The organism is Vibrio sp. ZF57 (genome assembly GCF_001691235.1).
GTDB classification, from domain to species: Bacteria; Pseudomonadota; Gammaproteobacteria; order Enterobacterales; family Vibrionaceae; genus Vibrio; species Vibrio crassostreae_C.
The window spans coordinates 1-22,362 of record NZ_MAKD01000012.1 but is presented as its reverse complement, the minus strand read 5'-3'; the positions used below and the strand labels follow the sequence as shown (position 1 = coordinate 22,362).

The 22,362-nt window shown below is 46.0% G+C and carries 22 protein-coding genes; all 22 read right to left on the bottom strand.

What is annotated here, in order from left to right:
* Positions 1 to 3 precede the first annotated feature (3 nt).
* Positions 4 to 273, bottom strand: a complete 270-nt coding sequence (gene fliQ, locus A6D97_RS01215; RefSeq protein ID WP_029235191.1) for a flagellar biosynthesis protein FliQ — start codon at positions 271 to 273, stop codon at positions 4 to 6.
* 11 nt (positions 274 to 284) lie between these two features.
* A complete protein-coding gene (fliP, locus tag A6D97_RS01210; RefSeq protein WP_170791796.1) occupies positions 285 to 1,214 on the bottom strand; it encodes a flagellar type III secretion system pore protein FliP in 930 nt (309 codons plus the stop codon).
* Positions 1,201 to 1,641 (bottom strand): flagellar biosynthetic protein FliO, encoded by a 441-nt coding sequence (fliO, locus tag A6D97_RS01205; protein ID WP_017060675.1) that lies wholly within the window; start codon positions 1,639 to 1,641, stop codon positions 1,201 to 1,203. The genes fliP and fliO overlap by 14 nt, the downstream gene beginning before the upstream one ends.
* Positions 1,641 to 2,051, bottom strand: coding sequence for a flagellar motor switch protein FliN (gene fliN, locus A6D97_RS01200; RefSeq protein ID WP_004736208.1), 411 nt, complete (start codon positions 2,049 to 2,051; stop codon positions 1,641 to 1,643). Before fliN ends, fliO begins: the two co-directional genes overlap by 1 nt.
* Positions 2,052 to 2,080: 29 nt before the next feature.
* A complete protein-coding gene (fliM, locus tag A6D97_RS01195; protein ID WP_017060676.1) occupies positions 2,081 to 3,127 on the bottom strand; it encodes a flagellar motor switch protein FliM in 1,047 nt (348 codons plus the stop codon).
* A 7-nt stretch (positions 3,128 to 3,134) separates the two neighbouring features.
* Positions 3,135 to 3,623 carry a flagellar basal body-associated protein FliL gene (gene fliL / locus A6D97_RS01190; RefSeq protein WP_017060677.1) on the bottom strand — a complete coding sequence of 163 codons (489 nt, stop codon included), beginning with the start codon at positions 3,621 to 3,623 and terminating at the stop codon, positions 3,135 to 3,137.
* 90 nt (positions 3,624 to 3,713) lie between these two features.
* Positions 3,714 to 5,843, bottom strand: coding sequence for a flagellar hook-length control protein FliK (locus A6D97_RS01185; protein ID WP_065583661.1), 2,130 nt, complete (start codon positions 5,841 to 5,843; stop codon positions 3,714 to 3,716).
* A 182-nt stretch (positions 5,844 to 6,025) separates the two neighbouring features.
* Positions 6,026 to 6,463, bottom strand: a complete 438-nt coding sequence (fliJ, locus tag A6D97_RS01180; protein WP_017060679.1) for a flagellar export protein FliJ — start codon at positions 6,461 to 6,463, stop codon at positions 6,026 to 6,028.
* 19 nt (positions 6,464 to 6,482) lie between these two features.
* Positions 6,483 to 7,802 (bottom strand): flagellar protein export ATPase FliI, encoded by a 1,320-nt coding sequence (fliI, locus tag A6D97_RS01175; protein ID WP_017060680.1) that lies wholly within the window; start codon positions 7,800 to 7,802, stop codon positions 6,483 to 6,485.
* Entirely contained in the window at positions 7,802 to 8,602 is an 801-nt protein-coding gene (gene fliH / locus A6D97_RS01170) for a flagellar assembly protein FliH (RefSeq protein ID WP_017060681.1), read from the bottom strand. The genes fliI and fliH overlap by 1 nt, the downstream gene beginning before the upstream one ends.
* Positions 8,603 to 8,726: 124 nt before the next feature.
* Positions 8,727 to 9,788, bottom strand: a complete 1,062-nt coding sequence (fliG, locus tag A6D97_RS01165) for a flagellar motor switch protein FliG (RefSeq protein ID WP_017060682.1) — start codon at positions 9,786 to 9,788, stop codon at positions 8,727 to 8,729.
* Positions 9,781 to 11,523 carry a flagellar basal-body MS-ring/collar protein FliF gene (gene fliF, locus A6D97_RS01160; protein ID WP_017060683.1) on the bottom strand — a complete coding sequence of 581 codons (1,743 nt, stop codon included), beginning with the start codon at positions 11,521 to 11,523 and terminating at the stop codon, positions 9,781 to 9,783. The genes fliG and fliF overlap by 8 nt, the downstream gene beginning before the upstream one ends.
* 16 nt (positions 11,524 to 11,539) lie before the next feature.
* Positions 11,540 to 11,851 (bottom strand): flagellar hook-basal body complex protein FliE, encoded by a 312-nt coding sequence (fliE, locus tag A6D97_RS01155; protein WP_017060684.1) that lies wholly within the window; start codon positions 11,849 to 11,851, stop codon positions 11,540 to 11,542.
* 132 nt (positions 11,852 to 11,983) lie between these two features.
* Positions 11,984 to 13,393: a sigma-54 dependent transcriptional regulator gene (locus tag A6D97_RS01150; protein WP_017060685.1), complete on the bottom strand. Its 1,410-nt coding sequence runs from the start codon at positions 13,391 to 13,393 to the stop codon at positions 11,984 to 11,986.
* A 30-nt stretch (positions 13,394 to 13,423) separates the two neighbouring features.
* Positions 13,424 to 14,467: an ATP-binding protein gene (locus tag A6D97_RS01145; RefSeq protein ID WP_065583660.1), complete on the bottom strand. Its 1,044-nt coding sequence runs from the start codon at positions 14,465 to 14,467 to the stop codon at positions 13,424 to 13,426.
* Between the two features lie 184 nt (positions 14,468 to 14,651).
* Complete coding sequence (locus tag A6D97_RS01140) at positions 14,652 to 16,118, bottom strand: sigma-54 dependent transcriptional regulator (RefSeq protein ID WP_065583659.1); 1,467 nt, start codon at positions 16,116 to 16,118, stop codon at positions 14,652 to 14,654.
* Positions 16,119 to 16,346: 228 nt separating this feature from the next.
* Positions 16,347 to 16,757: a flagellar export chaperone FliS gene (gene fliS / locus A6D97_RS01135; protein ID WP_004736194.1), complete on the bottom strand. Its 411-nt coding sequence runs from the start codon at positions 16,755 to 16,757 to the stop codon at positions 16,347 to 16,349.
* Positions 16,758 to 16,769: 12 nt separating this feature from the next.
* The gene (locus A6D97_RS01130; protein ID WP_017060688.1) at positions 16,770 to 17,075 is read right to left on the bottom strand and encodes a flagellar protein FliT; all 306 of its coding nucleotides are present in this window, start codon (positions 17,073 to 17,075) and stop codon (positions 16,770 to 16,772) included.
* A 3-nt stretch (positions 17,076 to 17,078) separates the two neighbouring features.
* Positions 17,079 to 19,106, bottom strand: a complete 2,028-nt coding sequence (fliD, locus tag A6D97_RS01125) for a flagellar filament capping protein FliD (protein WP_065583658.1) — start codon at positions 19,104 to 19,106, stop codon at positions 17,079 to 17,081.
* A 22-nt stretch (positions 19,107 to 19,128) separates the two neighbouring features.
* Positions 19,129 to 19,554, bottom strand: a complete 426-nt coding sequence (gene flaG / locus A6D97_RS01120) for a flagellar protein FlaG (protein WP_017066380.1) — start codon at positions 19,552 to 19,554, stop codon at positions 19,129 to 19,131.
* An 81-nt stretch (positions 19,555 to 19,635) separates the two neighbouring features.
* Positions 19,636 to 20,766: a flagellin gene (locus A6D97_RS01115; protein WP_048611345.1), complete on the bottom strand. Its 1,131-nt coding sequence runs from the start codon at positions 20,764 to 20,766 to the stop codon at positions 19,636 to 19,638.
* A gap of 587 nt (positions 20,767 to 21,353) precedes the next feature.
* The coding region (locus A6D97_RS01110) for a flagellin (RefSeq protein WP_065583657.1) at positions 21,354 to 22,362 on the bottom strand (1,009 nt) is incomplete at its 5' end.

Below are 22,362 nucleotides of genomic sequence, written 5' to 3'. Positions count from 1 at the left end.
GGTTTAATACAGAACTTGCGGCAAGCGTTCGATGAGCTCAAAAAAGAACTCCATCATCATCTGGGTCATCCAGTGTGCGAATAGCATCAACGCCAACAAAGTTACGATCAAACGCGGCAGGAAACTCAGGGTTTGTTCGTTGATTGAGGTCGCAGCTTGGAAAACAGCCACAACCAAACCGATCAGCAGGCTAGGAATAATGATGGCGCAAACCATGATTAATACCATCCAAAGGGCATCTCGGAACAACTCTACGAATATTTCAGGATTCATTATTCCCCCAGCTACAAGGCAAAACTGCCGGCGAGTGTGGAGAGTATCAAGTTCCAGCCATCAACAAGAACAAACAGCATCAACTTAAACGGCAGCGATACAATCATCGGTGACAACATCATCATACCCATAGCCATCAATACCGATGCCACCACCAAGTCGATGATTAGGAAAGGCAAGAACAGCATAAATCCGATTTGGAAAGCCGTTTTTAATTCCGATGTGATAAATGCTGGAATCAGAACCGCCATCGAAACATCTTCAGGGTTAGTCACTTCCGCGCCAGAAATCTCAACAAAGGTTTCAAGATCTTTGATTCGAGTCTGCTTGAGCATGAAGGATTTAATCGGTTCTTGGGCAACATCAAATGCCTGTCGTGCCGATATCTGTTCATTAAGATAAGGCTGAACTGCTTGTTCGTTAACTTGATTAATCACTGGCGACATGATGAAGAAGGTCAAGAATATCGCGATACCAATAATGACTTGGTTAGACGGTGTTTGTTGTAGACCCATCGCCTGACGCAAGATAGACATCACAACCACAATACGAGTGAACGATGTCATCAAAATCACCATCGCCGGCAAGAAGCCAAGCATGGTCATTAACGCGAGAATTTGCAGGTTAATCGAGTAGTCTTCACCGCCATTGGCATTGGTTGTCATGGTAAAGGCAGGTATGCCGCCACCATTGCCAGTCAAGCTGCCCGTGGTCATGGTTGTCGATTTGGCTTGGTCTTGTTCCATCGTGCTGATAGTGACCGATTCCGAGCCAGCGGTATTCGCAGGAATGACGGTGCCGTCTTCAGCTTGTGCAAATACCGACACACTGAATACGATTGAGCATAGGAGAATAAGCTGAACCAACCACACTTTCACCGCTCGGAAAGCTCCGGCTTGGTGAAAGTAAGAGGAGTTCAAAAGTCCGTTACTTGTTTGCATCTTTTTTTATTAGCTGGGAAAGCTGACTTGAAAATGTACTTTTTTCCAGCATCTCCTGAGTAAGAGGTTTATCGAGCTTAGAGATCAGCTGAATCGATTGTGTGGTAATCCCTACCAAGAACTGTTCATCACCCGCTTGCACAATAGCGATACGCTCTTTAGTACCAACAGGGATTTGCCTAACAATCGCCAAACCTTGTTGATTCGACATCGCAGGTACTTGCATTCGCTTGAGTAGCCAAGCAATAAATAAAATGAAGGCTATAACGAAAATTAGCGACCCAAAGGTGGTCGCTAAATCGAGAGAAGGCGGTGTTGCTGCAAAGGCAATGGAAGGAGCCGTTAATAGCCCTACTCCCAAGATTCCTCGTAACAAACCTGTCATTCCGAGAAAAGAGCCCGCAAGTCTTTGAGACAAAAAGCTCATTAACGCAGCTTCTTAATTCGTTCTGTCTGGCTAATAACGTCAGTCAAGCGAATACCAAACTTGTCGTTTACTACAACCACTTCACCGTGAGCAATCAAGGTACCGTTTACCATCACATCCAGTGACTCACCAGCAATTCTATCTAGCTCAACAACCGAACCTTGGTTCAACTGAAGTAAATTACGGATACTGATCTGAGAGCGACCAACTTCCATCGAAATAGTCACTGGAATATCCATAATGGTATCCAGCTTACGACGCTCATCTTCAGAAATCGGAGATGATGAATCGGTTAGCTCATCAAGTGGTGCCGCAAGCACATCATCAACATCAATTGACGGCGCTAAAGGATCTTCACCAAGTGCTGCAGCCCATTCGTCTGCTAGCTTTTGATCTTCACTAGGTTCCATTACCAATTCCTATACTTTTATCTATTTTACTATTCGTCGTCATCATCACTGTTTTCGAGCTCAGACAATAAGTCTTTACCTAGAAAAGCGAGATCAGTTTTAACCACATGTGGTCTTTGAATTTTTTCCGAAATCTGTACTGCAAGCTTCTCACCAGAACGGCCCATTTTCACACGATAAGTCGGCAGTTCTTCGACAAACATGGTTGCGTGCTCAGGCATGTTCATTGGGATAACATCACCAGGGCGCAGCTCCATCAGATCACGAAGGGAAATATCTTGCTCTAGCAAATTCACGCGGAAATTGACGGGCACATCCATGATCTCATCACGCAGTGCGGTACTCCAACGAACATCGGTTTCCATCTTGTCTGATTGAACACCCGCATCAAGCAGTTCACGGATCGGCTCAACCATGGAGTAAGGCATGACAACGTGGAAGTCACCACCACCGCCATCCACTTCAATGTGGAACGAACTCACAACAATCACTTCGGTTGGGCTCACAATGTTCGCCATACTTGGGTTCACTTCGGAATCCAAGTATTCAAACTCAACCCCCATCACTGGCGACCAAGCTTCTTTGTAATCTTCAAAAACAATTTTCAGCAGTAACTGAATGATTCGTCTTTCAGTAGGCGTGAATTCACGACCTTCAATCTTGGCGTGGAAACGACCATCACCGCCAAAAAAGTTCTCTACGAGAATGAAAACCAGACGAGCTTCCATGGTGATGAGTGCCGTACCTTTCAATGGACGGAAACGAACCATGTTTAAACTGGTGGGTACATACAATGTGTTTTGGTACTCACCAAACTTCATCATCTGTACGCCGTTGATCGACACTTCAGCCGTTTTACGTAACATATTAAACAAGCTGATACGCATATGACGTGCGAAGCGCTCGTTAATAAGTTCAAGGGTCGGCATTCGACCACGGACGATTCGATCTTGAGATGAGAAGTCGAAATTGACCGCATTGTCATTTTCGGTTTCTAAGACATCTTCAACTTCTTCAACATCATCAACGCCATGTAACAGCGCATCAATTTCGTCTTGGCTTAATAAATCGGTCACAAATTACCTATTGAATTACGAAGTCAGTGAATAACACTTTTTCAATCACAGGCTGGCCAACAGCTTGAGCCAGGCTTGCTTTAATATCTTCTGTTGCCTTATTACGCAGTTCCACGCGGCCTGTTGGTGAGCGCAATTGATCAACCGTTGCCGAAGCGAACGTGGCCAGTAGCGTACTTTCTACAAGTGGAGAGTGGTAACGAGCCAGGTCTTCATTCTTACTGCCACGTACCATGAGCTGTGCTTTTATCTGAACTAGGCGATCTTTTTTGTCACCTGTCACATTAAACAAGAAGGGCTGAGGAATATTAACATACATAACCGGCTCTGCAGCGACCACAGCCGTTGCTGGCTGAGACTGAGATTCAGAGGCGCTATCGTCAGAACCTAAGAAAAAGTACAGCGCACCACCTATACCAAGCAGTAACACAACTACGGCAATAATAATTATAAGGAGCTTGCTCTTCCCTTTAGGTGCATCTTGTTCTTCGGCCATATCTTACTCTAACTTCCTGTTCTTGCGATTAACTGATGGTTCTTTTTATTAACTGGTTTTTTCTATTAACCAAGCGTTCTTAGCCTGATATTAGGCATAATAACTAATTCCATCACGCTTTGATGCGACATTCAATTCAAGATTGCTGTCACTATCAAGGTTTTCATCACCTTGCGTATCATTTGTGCGGTTAGCGCCGGATTGTTGCTCACCATTGTTGTATCTATCTTGTCCCTGACCGGAGTTCTGTTGTTGAACAGACGAATCGGCAAGCTGCAGACCTTGCTGAGCAAGCATCTCTCTCAAGCGAGGTAAGGTTTGTTCAATCACATCTCTCGCTTGCTGATTACTCACCGTAAAGTGCACGTTTGCCACGTCATTATTCATGGTCATGCGGATTTTCATTTGGCCCAATTCTGGTGGGTCGAGACGAATGTCCAAGTTCTTAAGGTTCTTAGACATCATCATTTGTACTTTTTCAGCCACTTGCTCATTGGCTAGCTCTTTGGTGAGCTGTAAGGGCGCTTGTTGAGCAGCTTGAATTTCAGCTCGCGTAGGTGCTGAACCCACCGTTGCCGTACCTTGTGCACCAGCCGCAGAAGCGATCTGCTGAGCAAAGGTCGAATCTTTAGAATCTTCTTTAGCACCCGCTTTACCCAAACCAGACAGTGCTGCTGCACCGGCGCCCGCTTTAAGAAGCGTATCAGTCGAGCCTGCTTTTGTGGCAGCTGGCGTTGCATTCATCGCCATTCCTTGCGCGGTTAAAGCTGGATCCAACGTTGCTTGCTGCTGAGGTGAAGCCACATTAGCTTGTTGAGCTGCGGCCTGTTGGGCTGCATGTGCATTATTGGCGTGCAGCATTGCCGCCTTGTCCGTAAGAGCATTGTTTGCTGATTGAGAAGCGGCCTGCGCTGACACTTGTTGTGTAGCCGTCGCTACAGCTGCTGTTGATGCTGCCGCAGCTAAGGCTTTAGTTTCGCTTGAATCCGTATTATCCCAATCGATAGCAGTGGGTTCACCAGACGCACTGTTCGCAGCCGGAGCTTGACTTAGCAAAGCTGTTACTTGTTGTTGAACGTTAGCGAGCTGTTGATTCAACAGGTCTAGGTTAGAGGTCGCTTTAGCCAAAGCGGCTTGCTCATCAACCGTCAACTTAGCGCCACTTTGTTGCTTATCAAGCAAGCTATCGACAACAGACTGCTCTGATTCGATTTGTCCATTCAATTGGTTTAGCGCTTTGGTATGGGCATCTACTTGCTTTGCCAGTTCAATATCCACGGCTGACAATGCTTGGCTCTGCTCGGCAGCAACCGCACTAGCTGCATTCTTTTGGCTCAGCTCTCGGCTCATACTGGCTTCAATTTGTTCTGGAGTGACGCCTTTATCCATCAACTGTCGAATTTCAGTATCAGTTAGCTGAGAAACACCCTTACCTCCGGTAAGTACAGCGATTTCAGAATCGACTTCAAGGCTCTTCTCCTGATTTGCAGCCTTAGCTTGTTGTGTCGCCTTATCCGTAACGGAAACTCCTGCAACAGAAGCACCGGTGATATTACCTTGGGCTTGTTCTACCTGACCTTGCTGAGGCAAGCCTTTGCCGTTTGGCGCTTGATTTAGGGTTTTGTTTGCCTCATCCAATTGACCAAGCAATTTATTGCCTTCGCTCATCGCTGCATTGGCTTGCGATGCCTGCGTAGCACCATCTACCGCTGATGGACCCTGAGTTTGGGATTGAGCAATATGTTCTTTAGATTCGTTAGTCGTATCCTGCGCATCTTTACCATCTGCCTTATCTGCAACAGTCTTATCAGCGACAGTGCTATCAGTGCCCGAATTGGCTTTGAGCTGAGCCTCAGATCCAGACGCAGCCTCTGCTGATGTTTTATCAGCAGCTTTCTCGCCTTCTACTTCTGAAGCTGCTTGCTTGCTTTGCGCTTCGCTCACTTCGTCAGTAGCCTTTGATTCAGCGGAATCACCTTTGTTCGCTTCGGCTGACGCTTCACCTTCGGTAGATGTCTGTTTAGTATCAGGTTTCGCAGTGCTTTCTGTGTCTTTTGCTGCGGCTTTACTGCCACTTTCTTCAAAGCCAAGCGCTTCTTTAAAGGACTCAAAGAAACCTTTAGAGTCGCCGGTTTCTTCTACCTTGGAAGAGGCAGAACCGGTGTCCAACAACGATGACATTTTGTTGGTCGCTGAATTTGAGGAAAGACTAACATTCATATATACAAGCTCTATCTACTAGCTTTGCTGCCATGAATCAGGCAACAAAAAGAAAGTCGGATGCTTTTCATGCCTTTGGTGGGCATAACGCGCAATTTTATATAAAACGGAGCAAGAAACATGCCTATAAGTTCGGTTTTCACAATATAGAGAACAGCACTGACGTCATTCGTGGCTTAGGATCACATCTTCTTTCGGCTGTATAACAGAGTCGAAAACTCATCCATTTGCTTTTGTTCTCTTCGATCTTGCAGCTTTGCTTTCTCTTTCTGCTTTTTCTCCATCAACCACTCGTAGGATTTACGTTTTTTGCGTAACTCCATCCAGTAGCTTTGGCAGTTGTCGACTTGATTTTTAAAGTGGTGCTCGGCTTCTCTCTGTTTGGATAATGTTTCATCCAACTGAGTTAAGAAGCGGTTCAAGTGACCATATTGGCTCGCCGTTAAGCCTGCCTTGCCGCGGTCAACGAGCTGCTGACAGTAATCCAGTCGATACTTTTCAATCTGCGCAACCTGCTCATAGTAGCCTTGCAGCTCAGAGTTCGCTTTGTTGAGCGCAAGTACCGCTTGGTTCTCTTGATCTTTGGCTTGATCGAGCAAAAATTCTAATGCGTTATCCATGACTAACCTTATTCACCCGTTAGCCACCCAATACATGTTTCAACATGTTGACGCACATGTCGTATGGGACGGTCTCTTTCATCTTCTGCTGCAAGTACTCATCCAGTTTTGGTTTCAACGTGAAGGCACTATCGATTGCTGGATCCGTTCCTGGCTTGTAAGCACCAATCGACACCAAATCTTGGTTTTTACGGCAGATAGACAGCACTTGCCTTACCGCTTTCGACATCAAGACATGTTCTTCAGTGGTGATTTGCGGCATAACACGACTGACGGATTTCTCAACGTCAATCGCTGGGTAGTGACCGGCATCGGCCATCTCACGAGATAACACAACGTGACCATCGAGAATTGCTCGCGACGCATCCGCAATCGGATCTTGTAAGTCATCGCCTTCGGTTAACACGGTAAAGAAAGCCGTGATAGAACCTTGTTCATCATTGCCGTTACCTGCTCGTTCCACCAGCGCAGGAAGCTTAGCGAAGACTGATGGCGGATAGCCCTTGGTTGCTGGCGGCTCACCCACAGACAGAGCAATTTCACGCTGAGCTTGAGCAAAACGGGTCAATGAATCCATGAGTAGCAGAACATCTAAGCCTTGGTCGCGGAAGTACTCGGCGACAGCCAACGCGGTTTGACAGCCTTTTAAGCGCATCAATGGTGATGAGTCGGCAGGAGCGGCAACAACAACCGAACGCTTACGGCCATCTTCACCAAGAATCTCTTCAATAAATTCTTTAACTTCTCGTCCACGCTCACCGATTAGGCCTACGACCACTACTTGCGCAGTTGTGCCTCGAGTCATCATGCCCAGAGTTACGGATTTACCGACACCAGAGCCAGCAAACAGACCGATACGTTGCCCTTTACCCACGGTTAGCAAACCATTAATGGCTTTCAAGCCGACATCGAGTGGTTCAGAAATCGGTTTACGAGCTAACGGGTTGATTGGCTCCGCATTAAATGAAGCGCGTTGCTCTGTATAGATTGGACCTAAACCGTCGAGTGGATTACCTACGCCGTCGATCACTCGACCGAGCAGTTCCATTCCAACAGGGATACCACTTTCGGTAGTCATTGGCGTGACGCGAGCGCCAGGTAAGATCCCGGTGATTTGCTCACTCGGCATCAAAAATAGGTTATCGCCAGAGAAACCGACGACTTCGGCTTCCATCTGACCAGACATGGTTTCGACTAAACACAAACTGCCGATTGGCGCTTTACAGCCGGTCGCTTCAAGCGTTAAGCCAACAACGCGTACTAATTTACCAGAGGCAATTGGTCGCGATTTTAGCCCCTCGACTTTGTACTGACTGAGACGATTCGCTAACTCAAGCATTACTCATGACCTTGGTGACGATTTGCGCCGCAGAAATTTTGAATAACGTTCTTTACACGATCTTCCATGCGGTAGTTAACGCTCGACTCACCCGCTTCAATTTGTACATCACCACGGTTGAGTGCTGGCTCTGCGACCAGCGTCCAATTACGGCAGTCCAATTCAGTCTCGCCATACGCAGAGCGAATGATCGCCACATCTTCCGGATTGAGTTTCAATGTGATTGCGTGACCAGAAATCGGCAACGACTCTACCGATTCTTTAACGGTATCTAATATGATTTGTGGGTTGGTTTGCACTTCAACATGAACCACTTCTTTGACCATGGTAAGCACCATGTCGACCAATTGCTTCTCCACCTGAGCGTTCATCAACTCTAATGGTTGAGCGAACTGGTTTGCCAGCCCCATGAAGACGGCCACCTGCTGTTGAATGTACTCTTGACCCGCGGTTACGCCTTCAAGCTTGCCGGCTTCGTTGCCTTCTTCGTGACCGGCAGCAAAACCTTCTTCTTTGCCTTTTTCATAGCCTTGCTTAAAGCCCGCCTCTTGGCCTTGATGCAGCCCTTCCTGATAAGCGCCTTGTTTAATCAGCTCGATTTGCTCTTCAGTCAGAACCAGCTCTTCATCTTCAATGGCTTCTTCAACCGTTGGCATCCAACTAGGGTCGTAGTTAAAAGCGGTTTCTTTGGCTTGTTTGCTCACGTCAGAGGTGTAGTCAGGCAGCCCCCATTTCTGAGGTTGGGCAACCGTATTATCTTCTTCAGGGCGAAGGAAGCCGCGTTTTCTATCACCTGACATATCAGTACCTATCTATGAGTGGCTTAACTGTATTGTGAATTCAAGCAGTTAAACTGAGTTAATCTGTGGTTCGAGATTGGATAAAGAAAAGCCCCAACAGTGTGGGGCTTTTGAGATTTCTGTATTAAAGGAACTCGTCGGCGCCACCAGACAGCATAATTTCGCCACTGTCTGCCATCTTCCTCGCGATACCCAAAATCTCTTTCTGAGCCGCTTCAACATCAGAGACTTTGACTGGCGGCATCGCCTCAATATCGTCTCTCATCATATCGGCAGCACGTTTAGACATGTTCTTGAAGATCTTCTCACGTAGACCTTCATCTGCACCTTTAAGTGCTTTCTGTAGAATATCTTGTGGAACATCACGTAGTAGTCGTTGAACACCTTGGTCATCAACTTCAATAAGGTTTTCAAAGACAAACATCAGATCTTGAATCTGTGTTGCCATGTCTTCGTCTTGGTCACGGATTTGATCCATCAAGACGCCTTCCACGTTGTTATCCATGTAGTTCATGATCTCAGCCGCGGCTTTCAGGCCACCAATTTTGGCAGCTTGAGCACCCGCTTGACCCGCGAACTGTTTCTCCATGATTTCATTCAGTTCAGCAAGCGCCGAAGGTTGAACTTCTTCAAGGTTGGCAATACGCATCATCAGATCCAGACGAACTCGCTCTGGGAACTGAGACAGGATCTCAGCCGATTGATCGGCATCGAGGTACGACAACACAATAGTTTGAATTTGAGGGTGCTCGTTGATGATAATGCTCGCCACCTGACGAGGATCCATCCACTTAAGCGAATCCAAACCTTTCGAACCTGTGCCGAGAAGGATTTGGTCAACAAGGTTATTCGCCTTGTCTTCACCCAGAGCAGCAACTAACGCATTACGCATGAAGTCTTCGCTGCCCATACCAATGTTGGTGTACTTCTGAATATCATCTAAGAAAGCACGGTGCACAGCGCCTACTTTCTCTTGGGATAGGTCTGTAGCTCGCGCCATCGCACTACCCACACGCTGAACCTGCTTTGGCTCTAGGTGACGAATAATACCAGCAGCATCTTCTTCATTTAAACTGAGCAACAAGATCGCAGCGCGCTCATCGCCTGAGATAGAGCCGATATCCACGCTAGAGACATCAAGCACTTCACCGCCTTCAGTTTGTTGTGGAACTATTTCGTTAGCCATCTACCATCCAATTCTTAACTACTTGAGCTGCTAGCTCTGGTTCATTCGCTACAAGTGCACGTACTGCTTTCAGCACGTCCTCGTCTTTATGAAGGTTTGGTAAGTCGATACTTGAACCAAATTCAAACAGCTCACCACCTTCAATATCACCACCAATTAAGCTGGTTTCGCCGTCGGCACCAATTGGCATGCCATCAGGTCCGTACATCTGTTCATCGTTGTCTGCTGCTGGGTTAAGCAGTTTCTTCATTGCAGGGCGAACAAGTACCAACACCACCACAATGATAACCAAGGCACTTGCAAACCAACGAACCCAATCATTGAAGTTTGGATGCTCCCAGATTGGCACATCAGCAACAACATCTGTTACTTGAGGTGCAAACTGCATGCTTAATACGTTGAGCAAATCACCACGAGTTTCATCAAAGCCCACCGTACCAATCAGTACTTGGCGAATCGCATTGATTTCGCTCGCCGGGATTGGCGTATGAACCACTTCACCCGTATCTGGGTTCAAGGATTGGCGGTCTTTGATCGCAACAGAAACCGTCTGACGATTAACCGTGCCGCTCTGTTTACGTTCATGACTGATGGTGGTGTCTAGCTCAAAGTTTCGAGTCGCTTCTTTGTGAACAGAGCCTTGACCTGTCATCGCGCCGTCTTTCATCTGAGCCACATCTTGTGGAATTGAGGCATCCGCTGGAGGCTGGTTACTCAACGCACCCGGAATACCCGCCACCGTATTTCCATTGTTGTAATCTTCTAAGGTGTATTCACTTCGAGTCGCCGGTGTATTCGGATCAAAACGTTTTCTGGTTTGCTCCACAGCACTGAAATCGAGCTGGATATCAACCTGAGCGGTGTAGTTACCAAACCCAAGAATAGGAATCAGGATGGAGTCAATTTTTTCACGCAGCGCTTGTTCTTGATTGCGCTCTAACTCGTGTTCTTTACGACGCGCCGCTGACATAGGGTCTTGAGAGCCTGAGCTCAACAATCGGCCATGCTGATCGGTCACCGTAATACGTGAGGTTTTCATTCCCGGAACGGCACTTGCCACCATATCCACAACAGAATCAACTTCTTGCTGCTTGAGGTTAGTACCTGTTTTTAGAGTTAGGAATACAGAAGCAGAGGCTTCTTGATTATGACGTACAAAAACACTCTGCTTCGGCAGGGCCAATAAAACCTGAGCTTTACGTACCTGTTTCATCTGCTCAATGGCTTTGGCAAGTTGTCTTTCGCGGCTTAATTTAAGGCGTTCTTGTTCTAAACGTTGTGATACACCAAAACCCATGTCTTGCATGAGGATGTCATCACCCGCGTTTCGCTCTTGATTCAAACCCGCTCGTACCATATTAAGCTTTAATGAGTTGTACTCACTCGCCGGTACTGAGATGGTATTGCCTTCAAGCGTGTAATCGATCTTTTGCAGATCTAAGTAATCAAGAACGGGGATCAATTCTTCTGTTTCGTAAGCCCCTAATGGACGCATTTCTGGCTCTTTTACCCAGAAAAACAGCATCACAATCAGCGCTACACAGATAGAGATAGAAAGGACTAAGACGACCTGACGAAGTAAATCAAGATCACCGACAGCCATATCGAACTTCGATGAACTGCGTTCACCTAGATCGGGATTTTGCCCTTCTCCGTCTAGCTCAGAGCCTGCAATAAGTGCATGGTCGTTGCTATCGCTTACGGTTAAATCTGTTGTTTGACTATTATCTGCCACTATTTAACTACCCAACTTATACCGGCATATTCATCAGCTCTTTGTACGATTCGACCAATTTATTTCTAATTTGGATCGTCGCCTCAAAAGCCACACTAGATTTATTACGAGCAATCATCACGTCCGATAGGGATACGCTTTGGTCGCCACTATCAAAACGAGCTTGAAGATCACCTGAGGTCTTTTGTAATGAGTTCACATTATTGATGGCATTAGTCAGCATGTTGCCAAAATCTGCACCGACCGCTTGCCCCGTTGCTGCGGGACGCGCGCTGGCAGCTTCGACCATCATCGCCTGCATTTCGCCTTGTAAACCATCTATTCTCATCTACTACCTCAGGAGTCAAAATTATGACCATCTATTTAGCTATATTATTGACAGAGCAATTAGCGTGCCACACATTAAATTGACTAGATATCGTATTACACTAGTCAGAAAGCTGACACTACTAATCTATCCTCAGTTTGGGATATCTATTCCAGCATCGCGCATTTTAGCCAACTTGTAACGCAGTGTACGAGGGCTAATACCCAGTTTTTCAGCCATATCTTTGCGTCGACCATTACATGCAATCAGGGTTTCAAGAATGATCGCATACTCTTGATCTCTAAGCTCATTACCTAACCCTTCGCTGCTAGCCGCGATTTTATTGATTGGGTTTGCTTCGGCAATCGGCTTGATTTCTGGCGCAGCTACGTCACTGCCTTCGACGATTTGTTGTAGGCTGCTTGCGTCTTGCCAATCGACACCTTCAAGAAGGATATGCTCACCAGAGATGTTCTCTTGTTCGCTCAATATTAGCGCACGCTGTACCACATTGTCTAATTCGCGAACATTGCCCGGCCACGGATAATTGACGAGTTTGCTGATCGCTTGTGCTGACATAACGGGTACAGGCATACCAAGTTTGGTGCAGTGGCGCTCAACTAAGTGCTTGGCTAAAGGCTCAATATCGCCTTTACGCTCGCACAATGGAGGCCAAGAAATTGGGAATACATTCAGGCGGTAGTATAAATCCTCACGGAAATTCCCTTCAGAAACATACTGTTTAAGGTCTCGGTTACTGGTCGCTAATACACGAACATCCAATTTGATGCTCTTACGACTACCTAATCGCTCAACTTCGCGCTCTTGCAAAACACGCAGTAGTTTGGCTTGTAGGCTAAGATCCATTTCACTGATCTCATCCAACAGAATTGTACCGCCCTGCGCTTGCTCGAATTTCCCCGGGCAAGCTTGAATAGCGCCAGTAAATGCGCCTTTTTCATAACCAAACAGGGTCGCTTCTAACATGTTGTCTGGGATCGCCGCGCAGTTAATCGCGACAAACGGGCCATCTTTTCGGCTAGAAGCATTGTGAATGTAGCGAGACATCACCTCTTTACCAGAACCACTCGGGCCCAACACCATGACGTTGGCATCGGTTTTCGCAACTTTATCAGCCAGCATCATTAGCTTGATACTTTTTTCATCAGCAACGATAGCGTCGCCGTTGTCATCCGACTTTACAGGCGCATAACGGCTGACCATGTTGAGCAGCACTTCTGGCGCAAATGGCTTTGCCATATAGTCGATAGCGCCCTCTTTCATTGCAGCAACGGCATCTTCGATGTTGGCGTACGCTGTCATTAGCAATACCGGCAAATTTGGCCAATGCTGCTTAATGTTTCTCAATAGTGCCAAGCCACCCATGCCCGCCATCTGCACGTCAGATACGACAATATCAACGGAGTTCGATTTTAATTTGACCAGAGCATCTTCCGCACAATCCGCTTCCAGCCATTCATAGCCAGCAAGCGCGAGTGTGTCGACAAGGGCTTCGCGTAGACCTTCATCATCTTCGACGATTAACACTTTGCTTTGAGCCATAGGATTCTCCAGTGTAAATTCAGTTAAAACTTATTCGTTTTCAGAAGAAGCGCTTCTTTCCAGCGGCAAGCACATGGTAAAGCATGCGCCGTCGCCTTCTTCTGATATCAATTCCAGTCGGCCTTCATGTGCTCGACATACCATTTGTACAACCGCTAAGCCTAGACCTGTACCTTGTGAACGAGTGGTAAAGAAGGGTTCCATTATTTTACCTTGAAGCTCTTTCGGTACGCCGGGGCCACTGTCTTGCACTGATATCTTAAGCTCGCCATTTACGGGCCTAAAAAACACATCGATCTGCGATTCCTTACCCGCAATTTGAACCGCGTTCAACACTAGGTTGCTTAACGCTGAGGCGATAGCATTGGCGTTGCCGAACATTTGAGTCTGTTCGCCCTCAACTTCTTGGCAATAATCAATCTGGTTAGTTTTCAATGCCGCTTCCACCATAGGGTGAAATTCAGTGATCAATTCAGCCACAGTAAATGGCTTAACGACTTTGTTGTCACCACCTTTGGCAAACAACAGCATGTCGTTCACTTGCTTCTCTAAGTCATGCAATCTATCCATAAGCTTAGATTGAAAACGCGTTTTTGTTGCCGGCGGCAGATTTGGCGCGGCAAGGTTTGATGCATACAGCATCGCACTTGAAAGCGGCGTTCGCACTTGATGGGCAAGCGAGGCCACCATTCTACCTAATGAAGACAAACGCTGAAGATCACTCACGCGAGACTGCAATAGTCGGGTCTCGGTCAGATCGGTAATCAAAATCAGCTGACCCGTGGTAGAGGCTGAAATCGCCAAACGCACTTTTCGCCCGTTCTTCAATGAGATCTCATGACCGTCATCGTCTTTTGGGTCAAAGGCACTTTGAATCACTGAAAACCACTTCTCGCCAACCAACTCAACACCAAGAATACGATGCGCTTCAGGGTTCGCTTCTCTCACTTCGCCGTGTGTATCTAACAAGATAACCCCAGCTGGCATCACGTCGAGTACTTGCTTATAGCGCTCAACCTGCTGTTCAACAGAATCTAGGTGTGATTGATTTTCTGGTTCGTTAGATACGCGCATGTCAAAAATTTGCCTCAAATACTAAAACAGCCTGAGACGTACAACACGAGTCAGGCTATTTGCTATATTTATCACATAGTTAAGCAAGCAACAACTCGACTATGGTTTATCTGTTCACTTAGCTAGAGTTACCAAATAGCTAAAAAGTGTGTGCTAGTTTTTCGTTTTCATCGAAAACTGGACACTATCGCTGCAAGTTATATTTACGCATTTTTTCAACCAGAGTGGTTCTACGCATTCCAAGCATGTCAGCAGCACGAGCAACAATGCCGCCCTGCGCTTCCAACGCTTGATTGATCATATTCACTTCCATATCCGCGAGTAGCTCTTTCAAGTTAACCCCTTCTGGCGGTAACTCTTGAGGCGCATTAGTATTGTCGGCAATATCATCTTGCTGATCAAAACTGAAATCTTCTGAGAATAAGTCAGCAAGTGCATCACGCTCTTGCTCCTCTTCAGATCCAAAGCTATTAAACTCTGGCTGGAACTCAGGGATATCGCTGTATCGATATTTAGTTGGCAGGTGATTCACATCAACCAAGCTGTTTGGATACAAGATAACCATTCGTTCAACCAGGTTCGCTAGTTCACGAACGTTACCTGGCCAGTAATGCTCCATCAAAGAGTTGATAGCACGAGCCGTGAAACAGATAGGCATGCTGCCTTCCGCTTCCATTCGAGTCATCAGCTCTTGAAGCAACAGTGGAATATCTTCTTTACGATCTTGAAGCGCCGGCATTTCAATCGGGAATACATTTAAGCGGTAGTAAAGATCTTCACGGAACGAATCATCGTCGATCATATCTTCAAGGTTGCGGTGGGTTGCCGCAATCACTCTAACATCAGCTTGTATGGTGCTATTGCCACCTACACGCTCAAAGCATCGCTCTTGCAGTACTCGTAGCAGCTTAACTTGCATCGCCATCGGCATATCGCCAATTTCATCAAGAAACAGTGTGCCACCTTCAGCCAATTCAAAACGGCCTTTACGTGCGGTAATCGCCCCAGTAAATGCGCCCTTCTCATGACCAAACAGTTCACTTTCAAGCAAATCAGGTGGAATCGCGCCACAGTTTACAGGAACAAAAGGCCCTGAACGACGTTTAGAGTGATAGTGAATGTTACGCGCTACGACTTCTTTGCCTGTACCAGATTCACCAAGAATCAGCACGTTCGCTTCCGTAGAAGAGACTTGTTCAATTAAGTGACGTACTTCTTGAATGCCAGCACTTTGTCCTACTAGGCTGCGAAACAGGGTGTTCTTGCGTGCCGAAGACACAACTTGAACACCTTTGCGGCCTAAGAAGTCTTTACAGTGTCTTAATGCATCACTTAATTGCGGGTAGTTAAGAGGAAGTTCAAGCTCACCAACATAGTTAGTCAACTCGTCAACCGGGTGATTGTTTTTGCCAATCACCAGTAAAGGGATGTGATTGGCGTGAACAAGCTTCTCATTCAGTAATGCGTTGAAGCCTTTACCTTTAATGGTACCAATAATGCAGCCGGCCCACTGTAGTGACCAGTCAACTTTACGTGCTTGTTCAGAGCTGATTACTTCGCAGCTCTCTCCTACAAACTCTAATATTGTGCTTAAATTGTGACGATCTTGAGCGTTATCGTCGACGACAAGCAGTTTTGCCAAACCTTGCATAAGTAGGAATTATTGCCTTTATTTTGGTGCGATGCAGAAAAACGGTGAGCGACGTAATCGATAAAACAGAGAAAAGTATCAATGATTATGGTCTACGTGGACAAATTTAGGAAATCAGCAACGAAAAAAGCCATTAGGCTATCTAATGGCTTCTATTTTATTTGATTAAAAAAATAAGGCAACCAGCCAATTAAGGGATATGAGATTGGTTAAAACTGCAATTTTTCTTTAAATACCTACGTCAGCGGACGTCAAGTTGTGATATTCGTTCGGAATTTGGTCCCAAGCGCTCTTAATTTCGCGAATAATATCGATAACATCATCAATAGGCTGTGGGTCATTTTTGTGATTTGCCGCAGAAATTTGCGTGATCATGAACTCATAAAGTTGATCTAGGTTTTTCGCAATATCGCCACCATCGTCCATAGATAGGCAACTACGTAGGCTAATAATGATATCTAGAGCCTTACCAAGTCGCTCACCTTTCACTGGGATGTTGCCTGCTTGCATTGCCGCTTTGCCTTGAATCAAACGCTCGATAGCACCGGCCATTAGCATTTGTACAATCTTATGCGGTGAGGCAGCCGTTAGCTGACTATCCACTGATACCTTTTTATATGCCTGTAAAGAACCGCGCATAGTAAACCTCTTCTATAAAAACTTTTTGTATTGTTGAACTGATTTAGCGCCGTGACGGTATTTATGTAGGGTCTTACCTACTCGACTCGTCTCAGACTGCATCAATTCGACTAATTTTCTGGTTCTGGTAATGGCTTCAAACCATTCAGAACTTTGCTTAACGTCGGGATGTGAGTCGATTATTTGAAGCACGTTTTGCAATAACTGTTCTCTGTTATCGACAAGCTGCGTTATTTCTTCAGCATTAATTTCACTAAATTCCAGTTTAGAGATAATTAGTTGATCGAGTTCACAAAGCTCTTGTAGCTGGCTATTCATCTATTAGCCCAACGCATTCATCATACTGCCCAGCTGAGATTGCATCTTACTGGTCGCATCTTGCATGGCTGTGAACTTAGAGTGGGTACGGCTCTCTAGGCTGTCCATGCGGCGGTCGAGCGCGCTTTGGTCATCAACCAAACGGTAGTTTTGCTCGACCAAGCTCTTTTCTCTAGTACGGATTGAACCCGTGATACCTGTGATACCTTGAATCGCATCTTCCACTTTTTTGGCGAAACCGTTGTTGCCACCAAAGAACTCACCCAACTTATCAAAGTTATTGTTGAGTTGACGGTCAAGCATATCGTAGTTGATTTCTAGCGAGCCTTGTCTTGTGGTGGTGATACCGAATTCAGTCAAAGACTTTAGATTGTCTGGCGCACCTTCGATGCTTGATGAGAACACCCCTTTCAATCGGGAGTCGGCGTTACGCACTGTACTGTCACCAGAGAGCGGGCCTTTTTGACCAGTCGTTGGATCAACACCCGCGAGGTCTTTCGACACTTGATAGAACTGGTTATAAGAGCTCACAAAGGATTCGATATCTTGGCGAACACTGTTACGGTCGTACTCCACACCAATTTCTGCCGGCGGCTTATCTTTTGGCGTTTTTCCTTTCACCGTAATATCAATACCTTCAATGGCATCTTCAATCACATTGTTATTACTAGAGAGTTGAGCAACACCATCTAGGACAACCATAGAATCTTGGCCAGCCTGAACTTCAGTCATTCCACTATAGGTATCAAAAGATTGCTGTGCTTGTTCAAGATCTGCTTGCGCTTTATCGACCTTCTCTAAGAGCTCGCGCTCTTCGGGTTCTAATTTGGCACGCTCAATTTTCTTGGCTTGCTCTGCGGTGAGTTCGCCTTTTTGAACTTTTTCAGCCAACTCCGCTTTTTCTTGTGAAATCTTCTCTTCGATACGAGCTTGTTCCGCCTCAAGCTTTTGTTGGGCTTCTTTTGGCGTCACGTAGGAATCGGTCAGAGTACCTGAGGCAGCATTTGACCACCCCGGCACATCGGGTGCCTTCTCTATCGCTTTTTCATCAAGCTCAAGTTCTGGTGTGTAGTAAGAATCTAAAAGCGTACCTGACGCGGTTTCAGTCCAGCCAGGGATATTATCTTCAGGCATCACAGACTTTGCCGCTTGAGCTGCGTCTAGGGCGGCTTGGCCGTCGGCGGCTGCTTGCTCACCGTAGCTGAGACTTTTAGAGTCTCCGTCAACATCTGAAGTAGAATCGGTTTGAGCTGCAGGGATGATATTGCCATCTTTATCGAGTGTTTCATTCGCATTTGGGTCATCGTTAGCGATCACTTCATCGATGAGTTCGACGGCTTTTCCTGCAGGGGTTAGAGCTAGAATATCTTGAGCAGCAACGCGCGCTTTCTCTAGCGCTTTAACACGTTCTTCAAGCGTTTTGTATTCGAGTTTTTTCAGGGGATTGGCAGCATCTGACTCAACATTAATGCTGATCTGCTGATCTGAACCAGACTGGTTCGAGGCAATAATAAGTCTTGGACCTTCGACATCGTTGATAATAGATGCACGAACGCCTGGGTTGCTATCTGCACCGTTGATACCACGAACAACTTCGATAAGTCTCGATCTGTCGCCAACTTGCACATCAAAGCTGTCATCACCAAGCGAAATCTGCAGCTTACCTGGGCCAAATTTCATGTCCTCTGACAGTACATCAGAAGCCACTTTATGGCTTTGGGCAAGCTGCAACACATCGATGGCATATTTGCCAGCGATCGCTTCGGTAGTCGCGGTTGCAGAGACAAGACCTTCATCGGTACTTTCGACTGTTCGCACAGCAAAAGCTTTTTCCTGACGAAAGTTTGTCATCAGGTTTTTCATCGAATCAAGGGATTCTCTGAGTCTTCCATAGGCACTAATGCTGGTATCGATTCGCGTTCGTTCATTGTCGATTCGTTGCTGTTTAGGTACACGCTCCGAATCAACAATTGTGCTGACCATGGAATTGATATCCATGCCAGACGAAATCCCCATTGGGCCAAAACTCATTAAATCACCTCAATAATACGACTTAAACCTTCACCTCAAATATTCGACTATTCGAGTTTTGGGCTGCTAGGCGTCTTAGAATTTCAAGCATTTCTTCATCAGGGATCTGGCGAATAATATCACCGGTTGTGGTCTCATAAATGGTAACCACATCTCTCCCAGATTCTTCATCGACCTTAAAAGCCACACCTTTATTGAGAGAGGAGATAAACTCGTTTACCTTCTCCACCATTTTGACTCGCTCTTCATCATTTAACTCTTGTCTATGTTGAGCTAATTGAATCGCCGCTTCGGTAGCTTCCTCTTTCGATTTCTCTACCTTGTCATAAGATGTTGCTTCTTTTAGTCGCGAAAGACTCGACGCACTACTACCTTCATCGCTTGCAATTTTAATGCCATTAGGTGAGCCATAAGGCTGGATGTTCGATGCGTTGGATGATATTTCCATAACACTCTCCCTCCCTCCTTTATGAGCCATACAGTAAAACTCTACCCAGAGTAGAGTTTACCGCTACTTACCGAGGTAAGTTTAGCCCAATAAGCTTAGAGCTGCTGATGGTGATTGTTTCGCTTGAGCTAGGATAGAAGTACTCGCCTGTTGTAGGATTTGAGACTTCGTCATAGCTGTTGTTTCTTTCGCGTAATCGGTATCTTTGATACGACTCTTAGATGCATTAACGTTTTCGTTGATGTTGTCTAAGTTGCTGATTGCATGGTCAAAACGGTTTTGGAAAGCACCTAGAGAAGCACGTTGGCTATCAACAGATTTTAGAGCACCATCAATGATAGATACTGCTTCGTTTGCACCTGCAACAGAAGTTACGTCGATATCGTTAACGGTAACGTCTTTACCAGCACCGATACCTAGTTCGCCCGCAAGGCTGCCGCCAAACTCAACATCACCTTCAACTTTTTGGCTTGAAGCGAAAAGTTGCAGTTTACCGCCTTCACCCACAGACGCTTTAACGTCTTGGCTTTGACCATTGATGTAAGTTGCTAGCTCTTCAATATCGTTGCCTTCTTTCGCAGAAATGGATAATTCTTGAGCTTCACCAAACTTATCATTGTACTTAATCGTTAGATCAGAACCAGCACCTACACGCCAAGAAGCATCTTTGCCTTCTTCTACGCCATAGCTTTTGCCGCCCATGTCTTTAGTGTCAGTGCGCATGTTCCCCATAGAGAGCATTACCGCCTCACCAGAGTCTGCGCCTATTTGGAAAGATTGGCTACCGTAAGTACCGTTAAGAAGCCTGTTACCACCAAAAGAGGTCGTTTCAGCAATACGGTTAAGTTCTGTGTTTAGAGCAGAGACTTCTTCTTGGATCGCAACACGTTCAGATTTGCTGTTTGAACCATTTGAAGATTGAAGAGAAAGGTCACGCATACGTTGCAGAATGTTGGTTGACTCATTCATTGCACCTTCAGCTGTCTGTGCAATAGAGATACCGTCATTCGCGTTTTTCACAGCCATGTCTAGGCCACGGCTTTGCGACGTTAAGCGGTTAGAGATTTGTAGGCCCGCAGCATCATCTTTTGCGCTATTGATTTTATAGCCAGAAGACAAACGCTCCATTGATTTTTGAGTACCTTCAGCCGCGCTATTCAGGTAGCGCTGAGCCGTCATTGCAGACACATTAGTGTTTACATTAATCGCCATAGTTGATCTCCTTTAGGCATTTTTTAATGCACTTATGTGACTCTCACCTCACACAAATACATGTCAATTTGTTTATGCACCAGTGTCTCTCTCACCTTACATTGGTACATATCATTTCTCTCAATCCCTTTAACGGCCCCTTAATTAGAAGCTTTAATAAAAAATGCGATTTTTTTCGTATTCTTTTCAACAACAAAGGAAAGTGTGATCGGGCTTCAATTAATAGGGCGACATTCGCTAAAGTTGCCCCATTATTTAAGTTAATGAGCGTAGTGTTGAATATAAAGTCAGAAGAGATCCCTGATATCTCGTTCTACTCGATTCTGGGGTGACGAAAGACTGCTTCGATGTAGTAAGCGAGGAAACCATCATTTCCCAATTCCCGTCACTCCCTACAGTGAGGAGCGAGCGTGATAGGGAATCTCGCTTTCCAATCAACGACCAACACCAAAACTCCCCCCTTCTCCAAATTGCAGGCAATAAAAAACCCAGCCGAAGCTGGGTCTGTTTAGCGCTCATCTCTCACCACGAGCTAATTTGTGGAAGCCTAACGTTGACGCTTATAGTCAACGTGGCTTTTTAATCGATTAACCTAGTAGGCTAAGTGCCGAGTTCGGTGCTTGCTTCGCTTGAGCAAGAATCGAGCTTGAAGCTTGAGAAAGGATCTGAGACTTAGTCATCTGAGTCGTTTCTTTCGCGAAGTCGGTATCTTTAATTCGGCTCTTAGATGCGTTAACGTTCTCGTTAATGTTGTCTAAGTTGCTGATAGCGTGGTCGAAACGGTTTTGGAAAGCACCTAGCTCAGCACGGTGACTGTCTACATACTTAAGGGCCGCATCGATTACTGCTACAGACTCTTGTGCGCCGCCAACAGATGTTACGTCGATAGTATCAACCGTTACGTCTTTAGCTGCTTGAATACCTAGCTCGCCCGCAAGACCGCCAGAGAAAGACACATCGCCGCTCACTTTGTTGTTGCCTGTGAACATTTGTAGCTTGCCGTCTTCAGTAACAGACGCTTTAACAGAATCTTGTTGACCGTTGATGTAAGTCGCTAGCTCTTCGATGTCATCACCCGCTTTTGCGCTGATGTCGATTTCTTGTGCTTGGCCGAAGTTGTCAGTGAACGACAGTTTTAGGTCGTTAGAGCCCGCTTGAACGTTCCAGTCTTTGTCTTTCGCGTTCTCAGTTTGGTAGCTCTTACCACCCATCTGAGCGTTATCAGAGCGCATGTCTTTCAGTTGAAGCATTACAGCTTCACCGTTATCCGCACCGATTTGGAATGATTTAGTACCGTGAGTACCGTTAAGCAGCTTGTTACCACCAAAAGACGTCGTTTCCGCGATACGGTTCAGTTCGTCGTTCAGTGCTGTTACTTCTTCTTGAATCGCTACACGCTCAGATTTTGAGTTTGAGCCGTTTGAAGATTGTAGAGACAAATCACGCATACGTTGCAGGATGTTCGTTGTCTCGTTCATTGCACCTTCAGCAGTTTGTGCAATTGAGATACCGTCGTTCGCGTTACGTACAGCAACATCAAGGCCACGACTTTGAACGTTCAAACGGTTCGAGATTTGTAGACCCGCAGCGTCATCT

What these genes read in the sequence shown, in the direction of transcription:
- fliJ (WP_017060679.1), bottom strand. Translation starts at nt 6,463, where the DNA reads ATGGATAACGCATTAGAATTTTTGCTCGATCAAGCCAAAGATCAAGAG.
- flaG (WP_017066380.1), bottom strand. Translation starts at nt 19,554, where the DNA reads ATGGAAATATCATCCAACGCATCGAACATCCAGCCTTATGGCTCACCT.
- A6D97_RS01145 (WP_065583660.1), bottom strand. Translation starts at nt 14,467, where the DNA reads ATGCGCGTATCTAACGAACCAGAAAATCAATCACACCTAGATTCTGTT.
- A6D97_RS01140 (WP_065583659.1), bottom strand. Translation starts at nt 16,118, where the DNA reads ATGCAAGGTTTGGCAAAACTGCTTGTCGTCGACGATAACGCTCAAGAT.
- fliO (WP_017060675.1), bottom strand. Translation starts at nt 1,641, where the DNA reads ATGAGCTTTTTGTCTCAAAGACTTGCGGGCTCTTTTCTCGGAATGACA.
- fliG (WP_017060682.1), bottom strand. Translation starts at nt 9,788, where the DNA reads ATGGCTAACGAAATAGTTCCACAACAAACTGAAGGCGGTGAAGTGCTT.
- fliS (WP_004736194.1), bottom strand. Translation starts at nt 16,757, where the DNA reads ATGCGCGGTTCTTTACAGGCATATAAAAAGGTATCAGTGGATAGTCAG.
- fliP (WP_170791796.1), bottom strand. Translation starts at nt 1,214, where the DNA reads ATGCAAACAAGTAACGGACTTTTGAACTCCTCTTACTTTCACCAAGCC.
- A6D97_RS01130 (WP_017060688.1), bottom strand. Translation starts at nt 17,075, where the DNA reads ATGAATAGCCAGCTACAAGAGCTTTGTGAACTCGATCAACTAATTATC.
- fliL (WP_017060677.1), bottom strand. Translation starts at nt 3,623, where the DNA reads ATGGCCGAAGAACAAGATGCACCTAAAGGGAAGAGCAAGCTCCTTATA.
- fliQ (WP_029235191.1), bottom strand. Translation starts at nt 273, where the DNA reads ATGAATCCTGAAATATTCGTAGAGTTGTTCCGAGATGCCCTTTGGATG.
- fliD (WP_065583658.1), bottom strand. Translation starts at nt 19,106, where the DNA reads ATGAGTTTTGGCCCAATGGGGATTTCGTCTGGCATGGATATCAATTCC.
- fliH (WP_017060681.1), bottom strand. Translation starts at nt 8,602, where the DNA reads ATGTCAGGTGATAGAAAACGCGGCTTCCTTCGCCCTGAAGAAGATAAT.
- A6D97_RS01150 (WP_017060685.1), bottom strand. Translation starts at nt 13,393, where the DNA reads ATGGCTCAAAGCAAAGTGTTAATCGTCGAAGATGATGAAGGTCTACGC.
- A6D97_RS01115 (WP_048611345.1), bottom strand. Translation starts at nt 20,766, where the DNA reads ATGGCGATTAATGTAAACACTAATGTGTCTGCAATGACGGCTCAGCGC.
- A6D97_RS01185 (WP_065583661.1), bottom strand. Translation starts at nt 5,843, where the DNA reads ATGAATGTTAGTCTTTCCTCAAATTCAGCGACCAACAAAATGTCATCG.
- fliN (WP_004736208.1), bottom strand. Translation starts at nt 2,051, where the DNA reads ATGGAACCTAGTGAAGATCAAAAGCTAGCAGACGAATGGGCTGCAGCA.
- fliE (WP_017060684.1), bottom strand. Translation starts at nt 11,851, where the DNA reads ATGAGAATAGATGGTTTACAAGGCGAAATGCAGGCGATGATGGTCGAA.
- fliI (WP_017060680.1), bottom strand. Translation starts at nt 7,802, where the DNA reads ATGCTTGAGTTAGCGAATCGTCTCAGTCAGTACAAAGTCGAGGGGCTA.